A 21848-nucleotide genomic window follows, 5' to 3' on the forward strand; every position below is an offset into this window, starting at 1 on the left:
TTCGACAGGCTCAGGGACCCAAGGGGTCAGGGCCCTTCGACAGGCTCAGGGACCCAAGGGGTCAGGGCCCTTCGACAGGCTCAGGGACCCAAGGGGTCAGGGCCCTTCGACACGCTCAGGGACCCAAGGGGCGGGGGGCATTGCAGGATATTTCGGCTCGGGCTATCGTTAGAGAAATTCTTTCGAAGGAGCTGCGATGACGCCCGCCCGACTTCCCCTCGACCCCCGGTTCCCCAACCCGCCGGGCTCTGACGACGACGTCGCGCTCTGGTGGCTCGGACAGGCCGGCTTCGCGGTGCGGTTCAGAGACACTCTGCTGTTCATAGACCCGTACCTCAGCGACGTCCTGGCCGACAAGTATCGCGGACGCATCTTCCCGCACCGTCGTCTGCACCCGAGTCCCGTCAACCCGTCGGACGTCACGGGCCTCGACCTCGTGCTCTGCACCCACGGGCACACCGACCACATGGATCTCGGGTCCATCCCCTACCTCCAGACCTCCAGCGACCCGCTCTTCGTCGTGCCTCGAGCCGAGGCGGTCAAGGGCGTCGCACGCGGCATCCCGGCGCCCCGCCTGCTCGGACTGGATGCCGGTGAGTCGTTCGCGCGGCAGGGCGTGACGATCACGGCGGTCCCTGCCGCCCACGAAGAGCTCACCGTCGACGCGCACGGGCAGAACCTCTTCCTCGGGTACGTGATCGAGATCGGCGGCCTGCGCATCTACCACTCCGGCGACTGCGCGCCCTACCCGGGGCAGGCCGGCATCGTCCGCGACCTCTCCGTCGATCTCGCGCTCCTGCCCGTGAACGGACGCGACGCGCATCGCCGCGACCACGGCGTTCCCGGCAACTTCACGCTCGACGAGGCCGTCACCCTGTGCCGCGACGCCGGCATCCCGTCGCTCGTGTGCCACCACTGGGGACTCTTCGAGTTCAACTCGGCCGACCCCGCCGACCTCGCCCAGCGGCTCACCTCGGTCGACGACATCGCTTGGCGCATCCCCGAACTCGGCGTTCCGTTCACCGTCTCGGGAGCCTCGGCATGACCTCGACGTTCTGGTTCTTCGGGGTGTCGACGGCGCAGTCCGCCATGCAGCGCATCTACCCGCTCTGGATGGCCGAACTCGGCATCGACTCGCGCCTCGTCGGCGTCGACTTCCCGATCGATGCCCCGCGCGACGACTATCGCGCCGCGGTCGAGCGCGTCCTCAGCACTCCCGGCTCGATCGGCGGACTGATCACCACGCACAAGCTCAATGTGCTGGCCGCCGCCCGCGACCTCTTCGCCGAGCTCGACGACTCGGCGCGGCTGCTCCACGAGGTCAGCTGCCTGATCGTGCGCGACGGCACCCTGCGCGGCGCCGCGCTCGACGACCGCACCAGCCGTCTCGCGCTCGAGGCGCTCATCCCCGATGGCCACTGGGCGCGCGGCGGCGAGCTGCTGCTGCTCGGCGCGGGCGGCGCGTCGATCGCCACGACCCTGGGACTACACCGCGCGGCCACCGACGGGCGCGAGGTACCGACGCGCATCCACGTGACGGCGCGGTCGCCGCGGCGCCTGGAGGAGATGCGGGCACTGCACGACAGCATCGGATTCGCGATTCCGGTGGTCACGCACGTCACAGCGGATGCCGCGGAGGCTGACGCCGTCGTCGCGGCCCTGCCGCCGGCATCCGTCCTGGTCAACGCGACCGGCATGGGCAAGGATCGGCCGGGCTCTCCGCTCACCGACGACGTCGTGATGCCGCAGGGATCGATCGTGTGGGACATGAACTATCGCGGGCCCCGGCCGTTCCTCGTGCAGGCCGCCGCGCAGCAGGCAGAGCGCGACCTCGTCGTCGAAGACGGCTGGGACTACTTCGTCTACTCCTGGACCTCGGTGGTCGCCGAGGTGCACGGCATCGACATCCCCGCTCGCGGCGCACTCTTCGACCGGCTGTCGGAGATCGCCCGCTCGACGATGGCCTGACGCCCGACGAGGAGGGGCGCAGCGGATTCCCGCTGCGCCCCTCCTCCGTGAGACGCTAGACGCCGCCGTCGTAGCGCGAACTGCTGTCGTAGTAGCCGCTGGGGAAGTAGACGCTCGGGATGCCGAACTCGGCGTACATGTCGACGATCTTGCGGTTGTCGTCGATGCCGACGATCGGCTCGATGCCCCACTCGAGCATGCGGGCGATCTCGATGCGCTTGTAGTCGACCGCGACCGTGGCGTCGTCGTCTTCTCGCGGCGGGCGGCAGACCAGCAGGTCGAAGCGCAGGCCCTGCGCGATCAGCCACTCGCGCGTCACGACGGCCACCTCGTCGACCCGTGCCGTGAGGATGATCACCGTGATGTCGTCGCGCATGCACGACAGCAGGGCACGGCCCGCCTCGATCACGGCATCGGCGTGCACGTCGCGATAGAACGACACCCAGTCGGGCGTCTCCCGGTGCAGGAAGTGCTGCCGATGCATCGCGTCGGCCAGCACCCCGTCGAGGTCGAAGATGGCCGCAGGGCCCGGGCGCACCTCGGTGGCCGCGTGCCAATGGGCGTGCGGGAGCACCGTGGTGCGCGCCGCCTGGTCGGTCGTGGTCATGCGAGCGCCTCCCGCGCCACCGCGGTGATGCCGGGGGCGTCGAGCCGGTAGTGGCGGTAGAGATGGGTCGGCGGTGCGATGAGGCTGTACTCGTCACGGATGCCGTGGCGCACGAGCCGGGAGCCCGACGGCGTCTCGGCCATGACCTCGGCGACCGCGGCGCCCAGGCCCCCGAGGACGTTGTGCTCCTCGACCGTGAGCACCACGGCGCTGCGGGCGGCCGCCGCGCGTACGAGCTCGTCGTCGAGCGGCTTGATCGTCGGCATGTCGATGACGCCGACCGAGAGGCCGTCCGCCCGCAGCGTCTCCGCGGCCTCGAGCGCCGGATGCACCTGCGTGCCGCACGCGATGATGGTCAGATCGGTTCCCGTGGCGTGCTCGACGCCCTTCCCGAACACGAACTCGACGTCGTCGTCATACACCTGCGGGTCGCGCCCGCGGCTGGTGCGGAAGTAGATCGGCTCGGGCCAGTCGACCGACGCGCGGATCGCGGCGCGCAGCTGAGGGCCGTCGGCAGGCGACACCACGGTGAGCCCGGCGATGGCCCGCATGGTCGAGATGTCCTCCGTGGCGTGGTGGCTGGTGCCGTAGAACCCGAGCGCGATGCCGGTGTGATGCCCGATGAGGCGGACCGGCAGCTTCGTGTAGGCGACATCCATCCTGATCTGCTCGCAGCACAGCAGGCCGAGGAACGAGGCGAATGTCGCGACGAACGGCACGGCACCGGTCGTGGCGAGCCCCGCGGCGGCGGAGACCATGTTCTGCTCCGAGATCCCGAACTGCACGAACCGATCCGGATGCCGCTTCGCGAAGGTCACCAGGCCGTTCGAGTACTGCAAGTCGGCCGTGCCGGCGACGACCGGCACGCCGGCCTCGACGAGGTCGAGCAGCCCATCGGACAGGTAGTCGAGGCCGGGGTTCTGCGCGTTCAGACCGCGGTACTGCCACGATCCTTCGCTGAGCGTCTGCGTGGTCATGCGGCTCCTCCCTCGCGGATCTCGGCGACCGCGCGTTCCGCGTCGGCCGGAACGAGGTATCCGAGGTGCCATCCGGGCTCCTCCTCCATGTAGGCGACGCCCTTGCCCTTCCGGGTGTGTGCGATGACGCAGCTGGGCGCGTCGCCGTCGCCGCGCTCGGCGAGCGACAGCAGCAGGTCGCGCACGGCGCCGGCATCGTGCCCGTCGACCTCGTGGACCTGCCACCCGAAGGCGCGCCACTTGTCGGTCAGCGGCTCGATGCCGATGACGTCGTCGACGCTGCCGTCGAGCTGGAACCCGTTGCGGTCGACGATGGCGATGAGCTTGCCGAGGCGGTGGTGAGCGGCGCCGAGGGCCGCCTCCCAGACCTGGCCCTCCTGCATCTCGCCGTCGCCGAGCATCACGAACACGCTGAAGTCGCGTCGCGCCATCCGGCCACCGAGCGCCATTCCGAGGCCGTTCGACAGCGCATGGCCGATCGAACCCGAGCTGAAGTCGATGCCGGGAACCTTCGTCATGTCGGGGTGATCGCCGAGCGGACTGCCGAGCCGCGTGTAGCCGTCGAGCACCTCGGCGGGGAAGTAACCGAGGTCGGCGAGGACCGGGAACAGACCGACGGCGGCGTGGCCCTTGCCCATGAGGAACCGGTCGCGGTCGGGCCAGTCCGGCCGCGCGGCATCCGTTCGCATCACGCCGTAGTACAGGGCGGCGAAGATCTCGGCGGCGGAGAAGACCGAGCTGTAATGGCCGACCTTCGCGAGCTCGATGAGGCGGATCGCCTCGGTGCGCACGAAGGCGGCTCGGTCGGCCAGGAAGGCGGCATCGGAGGTCGGTCGGGCGGGTGTCAGCGTCGTCGGTGAGGGCACGAGAGACATGCTCATTGAAATTTCACCCGCTGTCAAGCTACGGTCGAAGAAATTTCGACACGTCAGGAGTCCGCATGTCCCCCACTTCTCTCTCCGCCCCGCTCGCCGTGATCACCGGCGGAGGCACCGGGATCGGCCGCGCCGTCGCCACGATGCTCGTCGACCGCGGTTGGACCGTCGTCGCCGTGGGACTCGACGCCGACGCCGACCTGCCCGAGGAGATCTCGTTCCGTCGATGCGACGTCAGCGACGCGGCCGCGCTGGAGGCCTCGCTCGCCGACGTCGGCCCGGTCAGCGCACTGGTCACCGGTGCCGCCGTCCTGCGCGACGACGAGTGGCAGCCGGAGCGGTTCGACGCCGTGCTGGGGATCAACGTCACCGGCGTGCTCGCCGTCGCCGAGCTGCTGCGCGACCGACTCGCGGCGGCAGGAGGGTCGATCGTGAACTTCGCCTCGATGTGGAGCTTCTTCGGGTCGGCGAACTCCCCGGCCTACGCCGCATCGAAGGGCGCGATCGTGGCGCTGACGCGGTCGCAGGCGGTCGCGTACGCCGCCGACGGCATCCGCGCGAACGCCGTGGCGCCGGGGTGGATCGCGACGCCGATGTCACGGCGTGCGCGCGACGACGCCGAGCGCTTCGCGCGCATCACCGCGCGCATCCCTCTCGCCCGATGGGGAGAGGCCGACGACGTCGCCAAGGCGATCGGCTTCCTCGTCTCGGCGGATGCCGCCTACATCACCGGCACCGTCCTCACCGTCGACGGCGGCTACTCGATCGGCTGAAAGACCACCAGCGTGCGGGCGCCGACCCCGGCCTCGAGGTCGGCGATCCCGTCGTTGATGTCGTCCAGCGCGATCCGTCGTCCCGCGAGGGCGTCGAGCTCGAGCCGTCCGGCCAGATACTCCTCGACGAGCAGCGGCAGGTCGGCCTGCGGCTCGAGCGACCCCGCGCGCACTCCGTGCACACCCTTGCCGGCGTGCAGGTGACCGGCCGAGAAGTCGATCCGCGCCTCGTCGCCGAACACGCCGACCGCCCACACCGATCCGCCCCGGGCGGTCGCATCGAGCGCCGTCCCCACCAGACCGGGGATGCCGACCGCCTCGAACACGTGGTCGGCTCCCCCGTCGGTGAGCGCGCGCACCTCGGCGGCGGCATCCGTCACCCGCGACGCGTCGATGCCGTGCGTCGCCCCGAATCTCTCCTTCGCCAGCTGCAGGCGCTCGGCGCTGCGGTCGATCGCGATGACGGTCGCCGCGCCGGCGAGCGCGGCACCCTGGCAGACGTTGAGCCCGACCCCGCCGGCGCCGATCACGACGACATGGTCGCCCGGGGCGACCCGGGCGACCTTGCGCGCCGATCCGACTCCGGTCGCGACCGCGCAGCCGAGCATGGCCGCCAGGTCGAGCGGCATCCGGCGATCGATCACGGTGACGGCGTTGCGGTGCAGCACCATTTCCTCGGCGAAACCGGCGATGTTCGTCCACTGGTGGATCTCGGCGCCGTCCCGCGACAGGCGCGGCGGAGCGTCGGCCGCCCGCATCGTGGCCTCCCGGTCCTGACACATCGCCGGACGCCCGGCACGGCACATGCGGCAGTCGCCGCAGAAGACGACGAAGCACGCGATCACGTGATCGCCGACCGCGACGTCGGCGACCGCAGTGCCGACCTGGGTGACGATGCCGGACGCCTCGTGGCCGAGCACGACGGGCATCGGCCGGGCCACGCGGCCGTCGATCACGTGCAGGTCGGAGTGGCACAGACCGACCGCAGCGGTCGCCACGCGGACCTCGTGCGGCTCGAGGGTCGCCGGCGTCTCCACCTCTTCGATCCGCAGCGGTTCGTGCGGGCTGTACAGGACGGCGGCGCGCATCCGGACTCCATTCGGTAAATATTTCTCTGCTGGACTTGCTTTCAGAATAAACTTCGGACACTCTAGTCACGGGCAGGAAGCCCGGTCAACACACGACGAAGTGGAACCGGTTCGAGGATGAACAAGACACACGTGATGGCGCTCGACGCCGGCACCGGAAGCGTCCGCGCCATCCTGTTCGGCGAGGACGGCTCGATCGACGGGATCGCGCAGGAGGAGTTCGAGCAGCACTACCCCGCCCCCGGCTGGGCCGAGCACGATGCCGAGGTCATCTGGGAATCGCAGCTGCGCGTGGCGCACCGGGTGCTCGCCGAATCCGGCGTGTCCGCCGAGGCCATCGCCGCCATCGGCATCACCAACCAGCGGGAGACCTGCGTCATCTGGGATCGCGTGACCGGAGAACCCGTGCACAACGCGCTGGTGTGGCAGGACGGCCGCACCGCGGAGTTCTGCGACACCCTGCGCGCCGACGGTCACACCGACCTCATCCGCCAGGCCACCGGCCTGCCCATCGACACGTACTTCTCGGGGACGAAGATCCGCTGGCTCCTCGAGAACGTGCCCGGCGTCCGCCGACGCGCGGAAGCCGGAGAGCTGCTGTGCGGGACCATCGACTCCTGGCTCATCTGGAAGCTCACCGACGGCGCCGCGCACGTCACCGACTATTCCAACGCCTCCCGCACAATGTGCTTCAACATCCGCGATCTCACCTGGGACGACGAGATCCTCGGCCTCCTCGGCATCCCCCGCAGCATCCTCCCCGACGTCCGCCCCTCGAGCGAGGTGTACGGCACGACCGGCACCGCGGCGGGCTTCTCCGCCGCCATCCCCGTCGCCTCGGCGACCGGCGATCAGCAGGGCGCCCTCTTCGGCCAGGCCTGCTTCGCGCCCGGCTCGGTCAAGGCGACCTACGGCACCGGCGGCTCGGTGATGATGAACACCGGGACGACCCCCGTCCACTCCGAGGCCGGCCTCATCACGACGATCGCCTGGGGGCTCGACGGCCGCGTCGAATACGCGCTGGAAGGGGTGTTCTTCGGCGTGGGCGTGACCATCAAATGGCTGCGCGACGAGATGCGCATCATCGACGGGGTCGAGGAGACCGCGGCGCTCGCGGCATCCGTTCCCGACACCGGCGGGGTCTATCTGGTTCCGGCGTTCACCGGACTGGCCTCGCCGTACTGGGACCAGTACGCCCGCGCGGCGGTGTTCGGCATCACACCCGGCACCGGTCGCGCGCAGCTGGTGCGGGCGGCACTCGAGTCGATGAGCTACTCGTACCGCGACGTGATCGACGCCATGACCGCCGAGTCGGGCACGCCGCTTCCCGAGCTGCGCGTCGACGGCGGCGCGGTCGCCAACGACTTCCACCTGCAGTTCCAGGCCGATCAGCTGGGCGTGCCGGTGCATCGCCCGCTGGTCACCGAGTCGACCGCCCGCGGTGCCGCGTTCCTCGCCGGACTCGCGGTCGGCTTCTGGTCGTCGCAGGACCAGCTGCGCGCCACGATCGACATCGAGCGGACGTTCGAGCCGCAGATGGATGCCGCCACGCGCGACCGCCTCTACGCCGGGTGGACCAAGGCCGTCGCGCGCTCCCTCGACTGGGCCGACCACTGAGACGCGCGCGGGGCCGGCCGCCCGCGCCACCCCTGCGCCGGCTCAGTCCCGGCCGCCGCCGCGGGTCGGCTTGATCGCCGAGAGGTAGCTCTCCTGCAGGTAGTCGGCGGTCTCCTCGAAGAAGCGCGTCGCATAGGTGGCGTACAGCACGTCGATCGCGAGGAGCTGCCCCCACTTCGCCGTCACCGACTCGCCGTACACGTCGGAGCTCGCGACGGTGCCCGCGGTGAGCAGCACGTCGTCGACCACCGAGGCGAGCGCCGAATCGACGTTCGAGGTGACCCCGAGCACGTATGCGCCGTGGAACTTCGCGATCTGAGCCGATGCGACCACCGAGGTCGAGTCGCCCGAGTCGCTGATCGCGATCATCACGTCGCCCTCGCGCAGCGTCGCGCTGCCCATCGACTGCACGCTCTGATCACGGAAGAAGTGGCACCGTTTGCCGGCGCGCACGAAGCGCATCATGGCGCTCTCGGCGGCCGTCGACGACGACCCCATCGCGGCGAAGTACACCGCCGACGCATCGTGGATGCGCTCGACGACGGCGCTCATCACCTCGGGGTCGAGCCGCTCTGCCGTGCGGTTGAGCGACTCGAAGCTGCCGTGCAGCACCTTCTCGACGATCTGCTCGCTCGTGTCGCCCTTGAGCACGCCCTCGTACACCCAGTTGGTCCGCTGCTCGGTCGACACCGGACGCGAGTAGATGGCCTGCGCGATACCGAGGCGCAGCTGGTTGTAGCCGTCGAGCTGCAGCTCGCGAAGGAACCGCGAGACGGTCGAGTCCGCCACACCGGCGCGGCCGGCCAGCTCGGTGATCGACAGGGCCTGCGCCTCCTCCGGATCCGACAGGATCACATCGGCGACCCCGCGCAGCGCCGGGCTGAGCGACCCCGCACGACGCGAGATCTGGTGGAGCAGGTTCGCACCCATGTCCTGGTCAGTCACGTGTGGAGTCTAGACGGATCACCGATTTCATGCCGACCCCGGAGCGCGAGTGCTCCATCGCCTCCTCGATCTGATCGAGCGAGAAGCGGGCGGTGACGATCGGCGTCAGGTCGACGTCGCTCTCGGCCACGATGTCGAGGACGTCGCCGTAGTCGGTGACGCTCGAGCCGGTGGTCCCGGTGAGGGTCTGCTCCTTGTAGTGCAGGGAGTTGACGTCGATCGCCGGCCGCGCCTGGTCGCCGAGGCCGGAGAACACATTGATGCGTCCGAGTCGGCCGACCAGATCGGTCGTCGACGCGATGACCTCGGGCTTCGACACGCACGTGATCACGACGTCGGCGCCCTCGCCGGCGGTGAGCGCCATGACCTCCTCGCGCAGGTCCTGCTCCGAGACGTTGATCAGGTGGTCGGCGCCCAGCCTGCCGGCGATGTCGAGCCGCGGCTGGCGGGTGTTCGCGACGATCACCTGACGGGCGCCCGCGCGCTTGGCGAGCACCGTGTGGAAGCAGCCGATCGGGCCGGCGCCGATGATGAGCACCGAGTCGTCGGGCGTGACACCGACCTTGCGCTGGCCGTGCAGGCAGCACGACATGGGCTCCATGATCGCGGCGATCTCGTCGCTCACGGCATCCGGAACGTGGAAGAGGTTGCCCCGCTCGATCGCGACGGCCGGCACGAGCATGAACTCCTCGAAGCCGCCGTTCATCGTGATGCCGAAGGCCTCGTACGTCGGGCACAGCTGGTTGAGCCCGCGGCGGCACATGGCGCAGACACCGCAGCCCACGTTCGGCGCGACGCTGACCCGGTCGCCCTCTGCGAAGCCCTGCACATCGCGGCCGGCGCGCACGATGCGTCCGGTGAGCTCGTGCCCGAGCACGCGCCGCGTGCCCTCGGGGATGCGGAAGTGGCCGTGCTTCATGATGCGCAGGTCGGTGCCGCAGATGCTGGCCGCCCCCACCTCGACGAGCACATCGCCCGGACCCACCTCGGGGACCGGGATGTCGGTGACCTCGATACGGCCGGGACCGAGGAAGACCGCGGCCTTCATCGCCGGGCCGATCGGGCGGAGAGTGATCCCGCCAGGACGGAATCCGCCTCGGCGAGGGCCTCGTCGGACACCGCGAAGATCGTCTTGTTCGACCAGCCGTCGCGGTCGGCGAGCCGGGTGAAGACCTCGTGCGCGTCGTCGATGCGCTCCACGTGGCTGACGAGTCCGTCGACCACCAGCGAGGTGCCCAGGCAGGCGACGACCATCTCCCAGTCGTTGGTGACGCGCGGGGTGATGACCGCGTTCCAGGTGCCGCGCAGCACGAGCTCTCGGCGCAACACGCGCGACACGAGCTCCTTCGGCAGGGTCAGGTCGTCGGCGAGGTCGCCGAGCAGAACGACCTGCCCCCGGTGCGCGGCGGAACGGATCGCCTGGACCAGAGTCACCGACAGGCCGCTCGCTTCGACGGCGATGTCGACGCCCCGGCCGCCCGTCGCCGCGGCCGCCAGCTCGTCGGACGGTCCCGCCGACGCGTCGAGCGTCTCGAAGCCGAGGCTCTCGGCGACCTCGCGCTTGCGGGCATCGATGTCGGCCACGAGCACCCGGACGACGCCGAGGATGCGCAGCCACTGCGCCGCGAGGATGCCGATGGGGCCGGCGCCGATCACGAGGGCGGTGGCGTTCGGCGGGATCTCGGCCTTGCGAACCGCGTGCAGGGCCACGCCCGCCGGCTCGACCATCGCACCGGCGATCAGGGAGGTGCCCGGGCGCAGGGGGACCAGGTTGCGCTCGGGCACCCGCAGATACTCCTCCAGACCGCCGTCGCGGCGGGATCCGAAGTAGTCGTACCGGTCGGCGAGCGCGTACTGCCCGATCTCGGTCATCGGGTCGGACGGCTCGGGGATGCACGGGAAGATCGCGACCCGGTCTCCCGCCTTCAGCGCACCCGAGGGCGAGTCCTCGGCTAGGGTGCCCGACATCTCGTGGCCGAGCACGAGCGGGAACCCGTAGCCCTTGCCGATCCCGAACCGGAGCACATCCGATCCGCACACGCCGACCGCCCCGATGCGCACGAGCACCGAGTCGACGCCGACGGGTTCGGGCATCGGCACGTCGACGACGTCGATGTCGCGGATGCCGCGCAGCACTGCAGCCTTCACGTCGTCAGACCTCCATGCCGTACCGCAGCACCTTGTGCGTCGGGTACAGCGAGAACGTGGGGATGGTGACGTCAGGCGTGCGGGTGCCGATGTAGAGCGCGGCCTCGGCGACGTTCGAGACGTCGATGCAGCTGGCCGAGAGGCCCTCCTCGATCTCCTTCTCGTCGAGCCACCCGTCGGTGTACGCCGGCAGGTCGCCGTCGTAGAGGCCCTTGTCGATGATCTCGGTCATCGGGGTGCGCACGTGCGACGGGTTGAGCACCGTGACGCCGATGTTCTTGTGCATGCCCTCGATGAGGATGTTCTTCGAGAAGCCCAGCATGCCGTGCTTCGAGGCGCGGTACGGGCTGTGACCGGGACCGGAGGCCACCTTGGTCGACGACGACCCCATGTTGATGATGCGCCCGCCCGACTCCTGCTTCTCCATCTGCAGGAACGCCTCGCGGCAGCAGAGGAAGACCCCGGTGAGGTTCGGGCCGATCGTCTTGTTCCACTCCTCCAGCGTCACCTCGGTCACCGGCGGGGCGAGCGAGTCGCGACCCGCGCTGTTCACGACCAGGTCGAGGCGGCCCCAGCGGGCGACCGTCTCGGCGAAGAACGCCCGAACCGCGTCTTCTTCGACCACGTTCGCGACGATGGGCAGGACCTCTCCCCCGCGCTCGGCGATGTCGGCGGCGACCTCGTCGAGGCGGGCCTCGTCGATGTCGACGAGCGCGACGCGGCATCCGTTGGCGGCATAGATCCGGGCGACGGCTTCGCCGATGCCGGATGCGGCTCCGGTGATGAGCGCCACCTTGCCGTCGAGGGCCGTGCCGGGGGTGGGGAGGTAGTTCGGCACCATGTCGGTGCTCCTTTCGTGAGGGAAGGGCGAGGGCGCGGCCGACGACGTCATGACGGCAGCCCGAGCTGCTCGGGCGTCTTGGCGCCGACCATCAGCGCCACGGCATCCGCCATGTCGATCTGCGAGGTCTCGACCAGCGCGATGCGCTTGCCGAGTCGCTGGATGTGGATGCGGTCGGCGACCTCGAAGATCTGCGGCATGTTGTGGCTGATCAGGATGACCGGGATGCCGCGGGCGTTGATGTCCTTGATGAGCTTGACCACGCGCCCGGACTCCTTGACGCCGAGGGCGGCGGTCGGCTCGTCGAGGATGACGACCTTCGACCCGAACGCGGCGGCGCGGGCCACGGCGACGCCCTGGCGCTGGCCACCCGAGAGCGTCTCCACTGACTGACCGATGTTCTGCAGGGTCTGCAGTCCCAGCTGCGACATCACTTCGAGCGACTCGGCGCGCATGCGCTTCTTGTCGAGCATCCGGAACACCGAACCGGCGATGCCGGGCCGGCGCAGCTCGCGCCCGAGGAAGATGTTGCTGGCGATGTCGAGCGCCGGCGACACCGCCAGGCTCTGGAACACGGTCTCGATGCCGAGCCGGCGGGCGTCGACCGGAGTCTTCAGCTCGGTCGGCTCGCCGCTGACCAGCAGCTCTCCCTCGTCGGGCTGGACCGCGCCGGAGAGCGTCTGGATGAGCGACGACTTGCCCGCACCGTTGTCGCCGATGACGGCGAGCACCTCGCCGGCGCGGATCTCGAAGTCGGTGTGGTCGAGTGCGACGACCCGGCCGTAGCGCTTCACGATGCCGCGCGCTTCGAGCACCAGATCGGTGGAGCGCGGGGTCTGCGTTTCGGTGGTCATGGTCAGCGTCCGATCTTCCGCAGGCGCTGGTCGACGGCGACCGCGCCGATGATGAGCAGGCCGATGGTGAACTCCTGCCAGAGGCTGTCGAAGCCCGCGAGCGAGAGGCCGCTCGAGAAGACTCCGACGATGAGCGAGCCGAGCAGGGTGCCCATGATGCGCCCCCGGCCGCCGAAGAGGCTGGTTCCGCCGATCACCACGGCGGTGATCGAGGCGAGGTTGTAGGCGGCGCCCGCGGTGGGCGAGATCGAGCCGATCCGGCCGATCAGCAGCCAGGCGGTGATGCCGATGATGAGTCCGGCCACCACGTAGACCGACATGAGAACCCGGTTGACGCGGATGCCGCTGAGCCGAGCCGCCTCCATGTTGTCGCCGACCGCGTAGATGTGGGTGCCCCAGGCGGTGTTGCGCAGGATGTAGGCGAACAGGACGAACATGAGGATCGTCAGCACCTGCCCGAAGGTGAAGGTGGTGCCGAAGACCCGGAATCCGGTGCCGAGCCAGTTGAACAGCGCCGGCACCTCGGCGTACGGCACGCTCTCGCCGTCGGAGAGGAAGATGTTCAGCGCGTAGAAGATGCTCAGCGTTCCAAGGGTCGCGATGAACGGCGGGATGTTGAGCTTCGTGACGATGAAGCCGTTGATCGCGCCGCACGCGATGCCGACGATGATGCCCAGCACCAGCGAGAGCTCGACGGGAAGACCCATCGCCACAGCGAAGCGGCCCATCGCGACCTGCGAGAGCAGCATGACGGCGGCGACCGACAGGTCGATCCCGGCGGTGAGGATGATGAGGGTCTGAGCGATGCCGAGCATCGCGATGACCTGCACCTGCTGGAGGATCAGCGAGAAGTTCTGCAGGGTGCCGAAGTTGGGCGACACGATCGAGAAGACGATCAGCGCGATGATGAGGACCGCGACCGGTCCGATGAGCGGTCGCGACAGCATCCGTCGTTCGATCCACTGGAGGGGGCTGAGACGGGTCCGCTGGTCGATTTCGACCAGTCCCATCGAGAATCCGGCGGTGACGGTGCTGGGCCGCTCGTCATCCGGGATGTCTGTGGCACTGCGGTTCATGATCGACTTCCTACGTCGTTGTATGGGGGAAGGTGTGCGGGGTGAGGGCCGGTCGGCAAGAGCCGGCCCTCACCCGGTCGTGGTGCGGCGGGGGCTCAGCCCCAGCACTGCTCCAGTCCGAAGGTCGTGTCCTCCGACTCGACGCCCTCCTGGGGCTGATCGGTCACGAGGGTGACGCCGGTGTTGGTGAAGTCGAGCCCTTCGCTGTTCTTCGGCTTGGTGCCGTCGGCGATGTAGGCGTCGACCGCCTGCAGGGCCTGCTTCGCCATCTCGAGCGGGAACTGCATCGAGGTGGCCGCGATGATGCCCTTCTGCACGTTGGTGACGCCGGGGCAGCCGCCGTCGACCGACACGATGGTGATCTGGTCTTCGAGCCCCGCGGCCACCACGGCCTGATAGGCGCCGGCGGCGGTGGGCTCGTTGATCGTGTAGACGAGGTTGATCGACGGGTCCTTCTGGAGCAGCTTCTCCATGCCGGTGCGTCCACCCGCCTCGTTGGCGTCGGTGACCTCGTGGCCCACGAGCCGCGGGTCGGTCTCGTCCCACATCTTCGCCGGGTCGCCCAGCTCGATGCCGAAGCCCTCGAGGAAGCCCTGGTTGCGGGCGACGTCGACGGGGATCTGGTCGGTGCTCAGGTCGAGGGTCGCGATGCGCGGCTCCTCGTCGGCGAGCGCCGCCTTGGCCCATTCGCCCACGAGCACGCCGGCGAGGTGGTTGTCGGTGGCGAAGGTGCCGTCGATGCCGGAGTCGGCGCCGAGCGGGGAGTCCATCGCGAAGACGACGATTCCCGCCTCCTGCGCCTTCTTGATGGCGGGGATGACGCCGTCGCCGGCGGGGGTCACCAGGATCGCCTTGGCGCCCTGAGCGGTGAAGTTCTCGATCGCCTTGATCTGGGAGTCGACGTCGCTCTGACCGTCGCCGCTGGCGACCTGCAGGTTGAGCCCGAGCTCCTTCGCCTCGTCTTTGGCGCCTTCGGTCATCTTGACGTAGAAGGGGTTGTCCTGGGTCTTGATGACGAGGCCGACGAGCGGCTCGCCTGATCCGGCGGATGCTGCGGCGCAGCCGCTGAGGCCGACGAGCGCCATCGCTCCGGCCGCCACCGCAGCGACGATGCTGCGAGTACGTGCGTGCATGATTTCCTCTCGACAGGGAAGTGAGAAATGATTACCGACAGAGCGATAGTACCGGAAATTTCTACTTTGTCGAGAGACATGTGGGAAAGTTTTCGAGGCGGGCGCGCGGTGCGCGAGGAGTCAAGACACGCCGCATGCCCGCGGGCTCACGCGGCGTGTTGTGACTTCTCAGGCCTGAGCACCGGATGACTCGGGGGAAGGCTGAACCACGGCCACACCGTGCGGCCCCAGCTCGACATGCTCGACGTCCAGGCCGCTCAGCACGTCGTGACCCGCCAGCGCCAGTCGCACCGGCGCCGTGCCGTGGTTGATCGCGAAGACGAGCCCGCCGCGCCGCACCAGCTCGACGGCGGGCGGGGTCGACGCCGCGGCGACGTCGGCGCGCTCGAGGACGATCCGGAGCAGTGCCTCCCGGCCCGGGCGGTCGAGCTCGGCACTGACATACCAGCCGAGGCCCCGCCCGTGCTCGTGGCGGGTGACGGCGGGGTGCCCGGCCAGATCGCCGGGCCCGTATCGGGCGACGACCGTCGCGCCGATCGCGTGAAGCACCTCCGCCCACACACCGACCCGTCCCGTGACCTTGCCGCGGACATCGGTCGAAAGACCGAGACGCTCGCGAAGGGCGTCGCCTTCGGCGCGCGGGGCGATCTCCTCGATGCGGATGCCGAGCGTCGCGGCCAGCGGACCGAGCGGCCCGCCCGGGAGAAGACGCGCCGTGGGATCGACGAGCCCGGTGAGGTAGGTCGCGACGAGGTGGCCGCCCTGCTGCACGTAGCGGTCGAGCGCCTCGGCGGCGGCATCCGACAGCACCGTCGTGGCGGCGGCGACGACGACCCGGTAGCGGGACAGGTCGTCATCCGGACGTGCGAAGTCGACGAGCACGCCGAGCTCGTACAGGCCGGTGTACCACTCGGTGATGGTCGCGAGGTAGTCGGTCCGGGCCGGCATCGCCCCCTGCTCGCACGCCCACCACGACTCCCAGTCGAAGACGATCGCCACGGGCGCCTGCTCGACCGGCGCACCGGCGAGATCGCTCAGCGCCGCGAGCTCCTCCCCCAGCTGCACGACCTCGCGCCAGATGCGGCTGTCGGTGCCGACGGCGGGAAGCATCGCCGAGTGGAACTTCTCGGCCCCGCGTGCCGCCTGACGCCACTGGAAGTACATGATGCCGTCGGCTCCGCGGGCGATCGCCTGGTGCGACAGCGCCCGCATCTGCCCGGGGCGCTTGGCGCCGTTGACCGGACGCCAGTTCACCGCGCTCGTGGCCTGCTCCATGAGCACCCACGGCTTGCCACCGGCGAGCGAGCGCATGAGATCGCGACGCAGCGCGGCATAGACGTGCCCCTCGGGGTCGAGCGGGTCGGGATAGCAGTCGTCGCTGACGAAGTCGACCTCTTCCGCCCACGCCCAGTAGTCGGCCGGCTTGAAAGGTCCCATGAAGTTGGTGGTGAGCGGGATCGCGGGATTCGCCCGGCGCAGGATGGCGACCTCGGCTCGGTACGCCGCGAGGAGCATGTCGGATCCGAACCTCTCGTAGTCGAGGGCCTGCGACGGATTCGGGAAGGTCGGGGTGGCGCGCGCAGGGTGGACCTCGTCGAACGACGCGTACTGCTGCGACCAGAAGGCTGTTCCCCACGCGGCGTTCAGCTGCTCGATCGTGCCGTAGCGCGAGCGCAGCCAGGTGCGGAACGCATCGGCCGACTCGTCGCCGTAGTCGCGCGGCACCTCGTTGCCGAACTCGTTGCCGACGTGCCAGGCGAGGAGGGCCGGATGGTGCGCGTAGCGCTCGGCGAGCTTCGTCACGAGTCGGTCGGCGTAGTGCCGGAAGATCGGCGAGGTGGGGTTGTGGTGGGCTCGGCTGCCGATCGACCATCGATGCCCCGACGCGTCGACCGCCAGCACCTCGGGATGCGCCGCCGTGAGCCACGGCGGCGGCGAGGCCGTCGCGGTCGCGAGGTCGACGCCGATGCCGGCGGCATGCAGCCCGTCGATCACGTCGTCGAGCCACTCGAACCGGAAGTCGCCGTCGGCGGGCTCGAGCTTCGCCCAGGAGAACACGCCGACGGTGGCCACCGTCACCCCGGCCCGCTGCATGAGCTCGACGTCTTCCGCCCACACCTCGCGCGGCCACTGCTCAGGGTTGTAGTCGCCGCCGTACCAGAGCATCCGCATTCTCCCTTGCAAATTCTTTGCATTGTCTGCAGCGCTACCCTACAGTAGAGATATTGTTTTGCAAGCGTTTGAGGAGCGAAGATGCAACACCTGCCGGTGCACGCCGACGTCACCGTGATCGGGGGCGGACTCGCCGGAACGGCGGCGGCGATCGGCGCGGCGCGCGAGGGTGCGACCGTCGCCCTCATCAACAACCGCCCGGTGCTCGGCGGCAATGCCAGCAGCGAGATCCGCGTCTGGGTGTGCGGCGCGACCGCGCACGGCGCCCAGAAGTACGCCCGCGAGACCGGCATCATGGGCGAGCTCTTCCGCGAGAACCAGTACCGCAACCCCGAGGGCAATCCCTACCTGTGGGATCAGGTCGTGCTCGACGCCGTCCGCGCCGAGCCCAACATCCGCCTGTTCCTCAACACCGACGTGCGCGAGGTCGACGCCACCGGCGACGCCGAGGCGCGCAGCATCCGATCGGTGACCGGCTGGCAGATGGACACCGAACGCGTTCTCACGTTCACCTCGCCCTTCTTCATCGACGCCACCGGCGACGGGCTCGTCGGCCACCTCGCCGGCGCGCACTATCGCACCGGACGCGAGTCGCACGCCGAGTTCGGCGAGGCCTGGGCGCCCGAGATCCCCGACGACGACATGCTCGGCAGCACGATGTTCTTCTACACGAAGGATGCCGGTGAGCCGGTGCGGTTCATCCCTCCCTCGATCACGACCGACATCGCCGCGACGAGCATCGTGCGCAACCGACCCATCAGCACGACCGCGAACGGCTGCGACTACTGGTGGATCGAGTACGGCGGCGAACTCGATTCGGTGCAGGATGCCGAGCACATCCGCGACGAGCTGTGGGGCGTCATCTACGGCGTCTGGGACCACATCAAGAACTCCGGCGAGTTCGACGCCGACACCCTCACCCTCGAGTGGGTCGGCTCGGTGCCGGGCAAGCGCGAGTACCGCCGGTTCGAAGGCGACGTCATGCTCACCCAGCACGACATCATGGCGCAGACCCGCTTCCCCGACGCGATCGGCTTCGGCGGGTGGAGCATCGACCTGCACCCGCCCGGCGGCATGTACTCCGACGACCACGGGTCGAAGCACCTGTTCACGGCCGGGCTCTATCACATCCCGTTCCGCAGCCTCTACTCGCGCAATGTGTCGAACCTGCTCGTCGCGGGGCGCGACATCTCGGCGAGCCACGTGGCCTTCGGCACGACGCGCGTCATGGCGACGTGCGCCGTCACGGGCGAGGCCGCGGGGATCGCCGCGGCGATCTGCGAGCGCGAGGGCATCACGCCCCGAACCCTCGCCGAGGAGCGCATCGACGAGCTGCAGCAGACCCTGCTGCGCCACGACGCGTCGCTGCTGGGCGTCGAGTGGCACGACCCCGCCGACCTGGCCCTGCGAGCCACCGCCACCGCGTCGTCGACGCTCACCCGCCTCACGACCGATCGGCCCGGCGACGCGGCCGAGCGTCACCGGTTCCGCTTCGACGACCACGACCTGGCCGTGCTGTTCCCGGTGCAGCCGTCGTTCGACGGCGTCGAGGTGCTGCTGCACCTGACGCAGCCCACCCGGCTCGAAGCCGAGCTCTGGTCGACCGCCGGAGGCGAGAACCACATCCCGGTCGAGCGTCTGGCGTCGACCCGTCTGCCGCTTCGCGCCGGCGAGCAGTGGGTGGAACTGCCCTTCTCGCATGCGGCACCCGCGGGCGAGAACGTCGTCGTGCTGCTGCGTCGGGCCGCGGGCGCGAGCATCCTTTACGAAGACCGTCCCGCGCCCTACGGCATCATCGGCCTCGTCAGTCGCACGCCGCGCACCTCGAGCGAGCAGGCCCAGAGCAACTCGTGGTCGGCGGAGGAGCTGCGCCGACGCTCGCCGATGATCCGCGTGCACGGCGCGACGACGGCGCTCTCGCCCGCTCAGGCGATCGGCGGCCTGCAGCGCCCCTACGACGGACCCCGGCTGTGGTCGTCCGAACGGCTCGCCGACGACCGGTCGCCGTGGCTCGCGCTCGACTGGCCCGAGCCCGTCGAGGTGGCGCAGGTCGACGTCGTCTTCAACGACGACGTCGACATCGACCTCGTCAACCTGCACCACCATCGCACCCCGTGGCCGGTGATCCCGGAGCTCGTCCGGGACTACCGGATCGAGGCCCTCATCGGTGGTGAATGGATGCCGGTGGCCGCGGCCGCGCACAACAGGGAGCGACTGCGCCGTCACCGTCTCGACGCGAGCGTGACGACGACCGGCATCCGTCTCGTGATCCAGGCGACCAACGGGTCGGAGTGGGCCAGCGTCGTCTCCCTGCGCGCCTTCGGGCCCGAGCAGGTCCGCTGAGCGCCGACGGGCCGACGCTCTAGCGGCGCTTCTTCCGCGGCACTGCTCCCGGCGCTCCGGAGCCGGGTGCGGCGGCCGGGTCGTCGGCCTCCAGCCGATCGAAGACGAGGTCGGGCATGCGCTGCACGACGAGCGCCCACAGCGCCGCGCAGATCAGGGTGTCGCTCGATCGTCCGGCGAAGTAGTCGGTCCACGACGTCACACCGATGGTCGCCGTGCCGGTCGCGACGGCGATGTCGACCTTGCGGGAGATCGCCGCCGACGGGTCGCCGGTGATGACGGCGGTCGTGGCACCGTGTGCGCGGGCCACGTCGACGAAGCGCTCCGCGATGGCGCTCTCGCCGGAACGCGACATCACGAGCGCGAGATCGCGTTCGCCGAGCCGGCCCGCGCCGACCTCCGAGAAGTACGCGCCCTCATGGAACCAGATCGGGAGCCCGACGCGGAACAGGCGCAGATAGAGCTCGTAGGCGACGGGTGCGTCGCCCCACTCACCGAACAGGTGCACGCGCCCGGCTCCGACGATGGCTTCGGCCAGCCGCTCCAGAGCGACGAGATCGACCGAGGCCATGGCGTTGCGGGCGGCCTGGAACTGGTTCCCGGCCAGCGTGCTGAGCACCTTGTCGGCGGGGTCGTCGGGCAGGATCGCCGAGCCGATATCGCGTTCCCAGCCTGCCTGCGCGCCGCGCCCGTTCTCGAGGGCGATCGCGGCGCGCAGAGCCGGGAAGCCCGAGAAGCCCAGGCCGGCCGCGAGCCGCGTGATCGTGGCGGGTGACGTCTCGGCCTCGGCCGCGAGCCAGGTGATGGAGTTCTCCCCCGCCACCAGAGGATCGCGGAGGATCAGCTCCGCGACGCGCAGCTTCGCCCCCGAGAGCTTGGGGAGCGCCGCACGCAGCACCTCGAGCGGGCTGATGTTCGTCTCGTCTGGCACCGTTTCCTCCTGATGGCGGCGCTGCCGCCGATCGTTCGAACATACCGTGGGGCGTCGCGGACCGACGTGCGGCGCGACGTCGCGGCCGGCCCCCGGAGGGACCGGCCGCGACGGAGGGCGGGCTACTTCCCGGTGACGGTGAAGCCCTGCTCGTTGCCGTACTCGACCAGGTCGTCCTGCCAGGCGAGCAGGCCCTTCTCGAGGGTGGTCTCGCCGATGAAGGCCGGGCCGACGGTGTCGCCGAACTTCGTGCCCGCGTAGACCTCGTAGGGCAGGAACTGCCATCCCTCGCCGACAGCGTCGAGCGAGTCGACGAAGATCCGGTTGACCTCCTGGCCGCCGAAGTAGTCGTCCTTCGCGCCGAGGAACGCGTCGTCCTCGAGCACGCTGGAACGTGCCGGAAACGATCCGGAGGCGAGGGTCATGTCAGCACCCTCCTCCAGGCTCACGAACCGCTGGAACGCCGCGGCGACGAGCTGGTTCTTGCTCTGCTTCATCATCGCGAGGCTGCCGCCGCCGTTCATCGAGCTGCCCGTCTCCCCCTCGAAGGTGGGAAGCGGGGCGACGCGCCAGCTGCCCGCTCCGTCGGGGGCACCCGACTTGAGGGTGCCCGACATCCACGCGCCGGAGAGCAGCGTCGCGATGCTGCCGTTGGCGAGACCGGCGTACCACTCCGGGCTCCAGCCCGCAGTGGGGGCCAGCAGCTTCTCGTCGATCAGCTTCTGGTAGAACTCGGCGAACGTCACGGTTCCCTCGTCGGCGAGGTCGATCGTGATGTCCTCGCCGTCGACCTGGAACGGCCGCCCGCCCGCGGCCCAGATCAGACTCTCGGCCAGACCGGCGTTTCCGTTGTCCGCCGCGATGTAGGCATTGGGGTCGGCGGCATGGATCTTGCGCGCCGCCTCGAGGTACTCGTCCCACGTCTCGGGAACGGCGACGCCGAACTTGTCGAAGGTGGCCTTGTTGTAGAACATCGCCATGGGCCCGGCGTTCAGCGGCAGCTCGTAGAGCGTGTCGGAGACGTTGACGCTCTCCCAGGTGGCCGGAGTGAACTCGTCTTCGAGACCGTCGAAGCCGAACTTCTTCAGGTCGACGAGAGCCCCCGAGAGCGCGAACTGGGGCAGGGTCGCGTACTCGATCGTCGCGAGGTCCGGGGCGCCCTTGCCCGCCTTCACGGCATTGAGCAGCTTGTTGTAGTGGTCGCCGCCCGTGCCCACGTTCTCGACGTTGACCGTGATCTCGGGGTACTTCTCCTCGAAGGCCTCGGCGATGTCGGGAAGGCTCCCCGACCAGGTCCAGACGGTGATCTCCGTCTTCTCCTGCAGGGCCGCCTCGATGTCGGCGTCGGTGTACTGGTCGGCGCCGGGACCGGCTCCGTTCCCGGTCGCGCATCCTGCGAGGAGGGCGAGGGTGACGGTGGCCGAGGCCACCAGGGAAGCGCGCCGAAGCATTCGGCCGCGATGACGAGACTGCACGGTGTTCCTTTCGATGGGGGGGAGG

19 protein-coding genes are annotated in these 21848 nt (G+C 69.7%); 5 read left to right on the forward strand and 14 right to left on the reverse strand.

From position 1 onward, the window contains the following. The first annotated feature begins 196 nt into the window (after nucleotides 1–196). Together AB3M90_RS07980 and AB3M90_RS07985 are read left to right on the forward strand one after the other, a co-directional pair. The gene (locus tag AB3M90_RS07980; RefSeq protein WP_412951279.1) at nucleotides 197–1045 is read left to right on the forward strand and encodes an MBL fold metallo-hydrolase; all 849 of its coding nucleotides are present in this window, start codon (nucleotides 197–199) and stop codon (nucleotides 1043–1045) included. Continuing rightward, the gene (locus AB3M90_RS07985) at nucleotides 1042–1968 is read left to right on the forward strand and encodes a shikimate dehydrogenase family protein (RefSeq protein ID WP_412951281.1); all 927 of its coding nucleotides are present in this window, start codon (nucleotides 1042–1044) and stop codon (nucleotides 1966–1968) included. The genes AB3M90_RS07980 and AB3M90_RS07985 overlap by 4 nt, the downstream gene beginning before the upstream one ends. A gap of 55 nt (nucleotides 1969–2023) precedes the next feature. Here the strand turns inward: AB3M90_RS07985 and AB3M90_RS07990 are convergent, their stop codons facing one another. From AB3M90_RS07990 to AB3M90_RS08000, 3 genes are read right to left on the reverse strand one after another with little or no spacing between them, the layout of a single operon-like run. Beyond that, nucleotides 2024–2575, reverse strand: coding sequence for a phosphatase domain-containing protein (locus AB3M90_RS07990; protein ID WP_412951283.1), 552 nt, complete (start codon nucleotides 2573–2575; stop codon nucleotides 2024–2026). Then, nucleotides 2572–3552, reverse strand: coding sequence for a transketolase family protein (locus tag AB3M90_RS07995; RefSeq protein ID WP_412951285.1), 981 nt, complete (start codon nucleotides 3550–3552; stop codon nucleotides 2572–2574). The genes AB3M90_RS07990 and AB3M90_RS07995 overlap by 4 nt, the downstream gene beginning before the upstream one ends. Further along, the gene (locus AB3M90_RS08000; RefSeq protein ID WP_412951287.1) at nucleotides 3549–4418 is read right to left on the reverse strand and encodes a transketolase; all 870 of its coding nucleotides are present in this window, start codon (nucleotides 4416–4418) and stop codon (nucleotides 3549–3551) included. Before AB3M90_RS08000 ends, AB3M90_RS07995 begins: the two co-directional genes overlap by 4 nt. 74 nt (nucleotides 4419–4492) lie before the next feature. On the opposite strand from AB3M90_RS08000, the gene AB3M90_RS08005 reads away from it, so the two are divergent. Continuing rightward, on the forward strand, nucleotides 4493–5200 hold the full coding sequence (locus AB3M90_RS08005) for an SDR family NAD(P)-dependent oxidoreductase (RefSeq protein WP_412951288.1): 708 nt from the start codon (nucleotides 4493–4495) through the stop codon (nucleotides 5198–5200). On the opposite strand, the gene AB3M90_RS08010 is transcribed toward AB3M90_RS08005, so the two are convergent. Continuing rightward, entirely contained in the window at nucleotides 5185–6288 is a 1104-nt protein-coding gene (locus AB3M90_RS08010; protein ID WP_412951291.1) for a zinc-binding dehydrogenase, read from the reverse strand. The genes AB3M90_RS08005 and AB3M90_RS08010 overlap by 16 nt on opposite strands. A gap of 117 nt (nucleotides 6289–6405) precedes the next feature. Here AB3M90_RS08010 and glpK point away from each other — a divergent pair, with 117 nt between their 5' ends. Then, nucleotides 6406–7905 carry a glycerol kinase GlpK gene (glpK, locus tag AB3M90_RS08015; protein ID WP_412951293.1) on the forward strand — a complete coding sequence of 500 codons (1500 nt, stop codon included), beginning with the start codon at nucleotides 6406–6408 and terminating at the stop codon, nucleotides 7903–7905. Nucleotides 7906–7947: 42 nt separating this feature from the next. On the opposite strand, the gene AB3M90_RS08020 is transcribed toward glpK, so the two are convergent. The 8 genes from AB3M90_RS08020 to AB3M90_RS08055 all read right to left on the reverse strand — a co-directional run bounded on the left by AB3M90_RS08020 (nucleotide 7948) and on the right by AB3M90_RS08055 (nucleotide 17068). Continuing rightward, the gene (locus AB3M90_RS08020; protein WP_412951295.1) at nucleotides 7948–8850 is read right to left on the reverse strand and encodes a MurR/RpiR family transcriptional regulator; all 903 of its coding nucleotides are present in this window, start codon (nucleotides 8848–8850) and stop codon (nucleotides 7948–7950) included. Then, complete coding sequence (locus tag AB3M90_RS08025) at nucleotides 8843–9898, reverse strand: zinc-dependent dehydrogenase (RefSeq protein ID WP_412951297.1); 1056 nt, start codon at nucleotides 9896–9898, stop codon at nucleotides 8843–8845. Before AB3M90_RS08025 ends, AB3M90_RS08020 begins: the two co-directional genes overlap by 8 nt. Continuing rightward, complete coding sequence (locus AB3M90_RS08030; RefSeq protein ID WP_412951299.1) at nucleotides 9895–10998, reverse strand: galactitol-1-phosphate 5-dehydrogenase; 1104 nt, start codon at nucleotides 10996–10998, stop codon at nucleotides 9895–9897. Before AB3M90_RS08030 ends, AB3M90_RS08025 begins: the two co-directional genes overlap by 4 nt. 4 nt (nucleotides 10999–11002) lie before the next feature. Next, entirely contained in the window at nucleotides 11003–11839 is an 837-nt protein-coding gene (locus tag AB3M90_RS08035; RefSeq protein ID WP_412951301.1) for an SDR family oxidoreductase, read from the reverse strand. Between the two features lie 47 nt (nucleotides 11840–11886). Further along, a complete protein-coding gene (locus AB3M90_RS08040) occupies nucleotides 11887–12693 on the reverse strand; it encodes an ATP-binding cassette domain-containing protein (protein ID WP_412951303.1) in 807 nt (268 codons plus the stop codon). Between the two features lie 2 nt (nucleotides 12694–12695). After that, complete coding sequence (locus AB3M90_RS08045) at nucleotides 12696–13769, reverse strand: ABC transporter permease (protein ID WP_412951304.1); 1074 nt, start codon at nucleotides 13767–13769, stop codon at nucleotides 12696–12698. A 95-nt stretch (nucleotides 13770–13864) separates the two neighbouring features. Continuing rightward, nucleotides 13865–14902: a substrate-binding domain-containing protein gene (locus tag AB3M90_RS08050; RefSeq protein ID WP_412951306.1), complete on the reverse strand. Its 1038-nt coding sequence runs from the start codon at nucleotides 14900–14902 to the stop codon at nucleotides 13865–13867. Between the two features lie 168 nt (nucleotides 14903–15070). After that, nucleotides 15071–17068, reverse strand: a complete 1998-nt coding sequence (locus AB3M90_RS08055; RefSeq protein WP_412951308.1) for a beta-galactosidase — start codon at nucleotides 17066–17068, stop codon at nucleotides 15071–15073. 87 nt (nucleotides 17069–17155) lie between these two features. Between AB3M90_RS08055 and AB3M90_RS08060 the strand changes: the two genes are divergently transcribed. Further along, nucleotides 17156–19417 (forward strand): FAD-dependent oxidoreductase, encoded by a 2262-nt coding sequence (locus AB3M90_RS08060; protein WP_412951309.1) that lies wholly within the window; start codon nucleotides 17156–17158, stop codon nucleotides 19415–19417. A 19-nt stretch (nucleotides 19418–19436) separates the two neighbouring features. Here the strand turns inward: AB3M90_RS08060 and AB3M90_RS08065 are convergent, their stop codons facing one another. Both AB3M90_RS08065 and AB3M90_RS08070 read right to left on the reverse strand, forming a co-directional pair. After that, entirely contained in the window at nucleotides 19437–20348 is a 912-nt protein-coding gene (locus AB3M90_RS08065; RefSeq protein WP_412951310.1) for a MurR/RpiR family transcriptional regulator, read from the reverse strand. 122 nt (nucleotides 20349–20470) lie between these two features. After that, nucleotides 20471–21778, reverse strand: a complete 1308-nt coding sequence (locus tag AB3M90_RS08070; protein WP_412951312.1) for an ABC transporter substrate-binding protein — start codon at nucleotides 21776–21778, stop codon at nucleotides 20471–20473. Nucleotides 21779–21848: the final 70 nt, after the last annotated feature.

Source organism: Microbacterium martis (assembly GCF_047246685.1).
Lineage (GTDB): Bacteria > Actinomycetota > Actinomycetes > Actinomycetales > Microbacteriaceae > Microbacterium.

Coding starts and splice junctions, on each gene's coding strand:
- AB3M90_RS07980 (WP_412951279.1), top strand. CDS start 197: ATGACGCCCGCCCGACTTCCCCTCGACCCCCGGTTCCCCAACCCGCCG.
- AB3M90_RS07985 (WP_412951281.1), top strand. CDS start 1,042: ATGACCTCGACGTTCTGGTTCTTCGGGGTGTCGACGGCGCAGTCCGCC.
- AB3M90_RS07990 (WP_412951283.1), bottom strand. CDS start 2,575: ATGACCACGACCGACCAGGCGGCGCGCACCACGGTGCTCCCGCACGCC.
- AB3M90_RS07995 (WP_412951285.1), bottom strand. CDS start 3,552: ATGACCACGCAGACGCTCAGCGAAGGATCGTGGCAGTACCGCGGTCTG.
- AB3M90_RS08005 (WP_412951288.1), top strand. CDS start 4,493: ATGTCCCCCACTTCTCTCTCCGCCCCGCTCGCCGTGATCACCGGCGGA.
- AB3M90_RS08010 (WP_412951291.1), bottom strand. CDS start 6,288: ATGCGCGCCGCCGTCCTGTACAGCCCGCACGAACCGCTGCGGATCGAA.
- glpK (WP_412951293.1), top strand. CDS start 6,406: ATGAACAAGACACACGTGATGGCGCTCGACGCCGGCACCGGAAGCGTC.
- AB3M90_RS08025 (WP_412951297.1), bottom strand. CDS start 9,898: ATGAAGGCCGCGGTCTTCCTCGGTCCCGGCCGTATCGAGGTCACCGAC.
- AB3M90_RS08035 (WP_412951301.1), bottom strand. CDS start 11,839: ATGGTGCCGAACTACCTCCCCACCCCCGGCACGGCCCTCGACGGCAAG.
- AB3M90_RS08040 (WP_412951303.1), bottom strand. CDS start 12,693: ATGACCACCGAAACGCAGACCCCGCGCTCCACCGATCTGGTGCTCGAA.
- AB3M90_RS08045 (WP_412951304.1), bottom strand. CDS start 13,769: ATGAACCGCAGTGCCACAGACATCCCGGATGACGAGCGGCCCAGCACC.
- AB3M90_RS08050 (WP_412951306.1), bottom strand. CDS start 14,902: ATGCACGCACGTACTCGCAGCATCGTCGCTGCGGTGGCGGCCGGAGCG.
- AB3M90_RS08055 (WP_412951308.1), bottom strand. CDS start 17,068: ATGCTCTGGTACGGCGGCGACTACAACCCTGAGCAGTGGCCGCGCGAG.
- AB3M90_RS08060 (WP_412951309.1), top strand. CDS start 17,156: ATGCAACACCTGCCGGTGCACGCCGACGTCACCGTGATCGGGGGCGGA.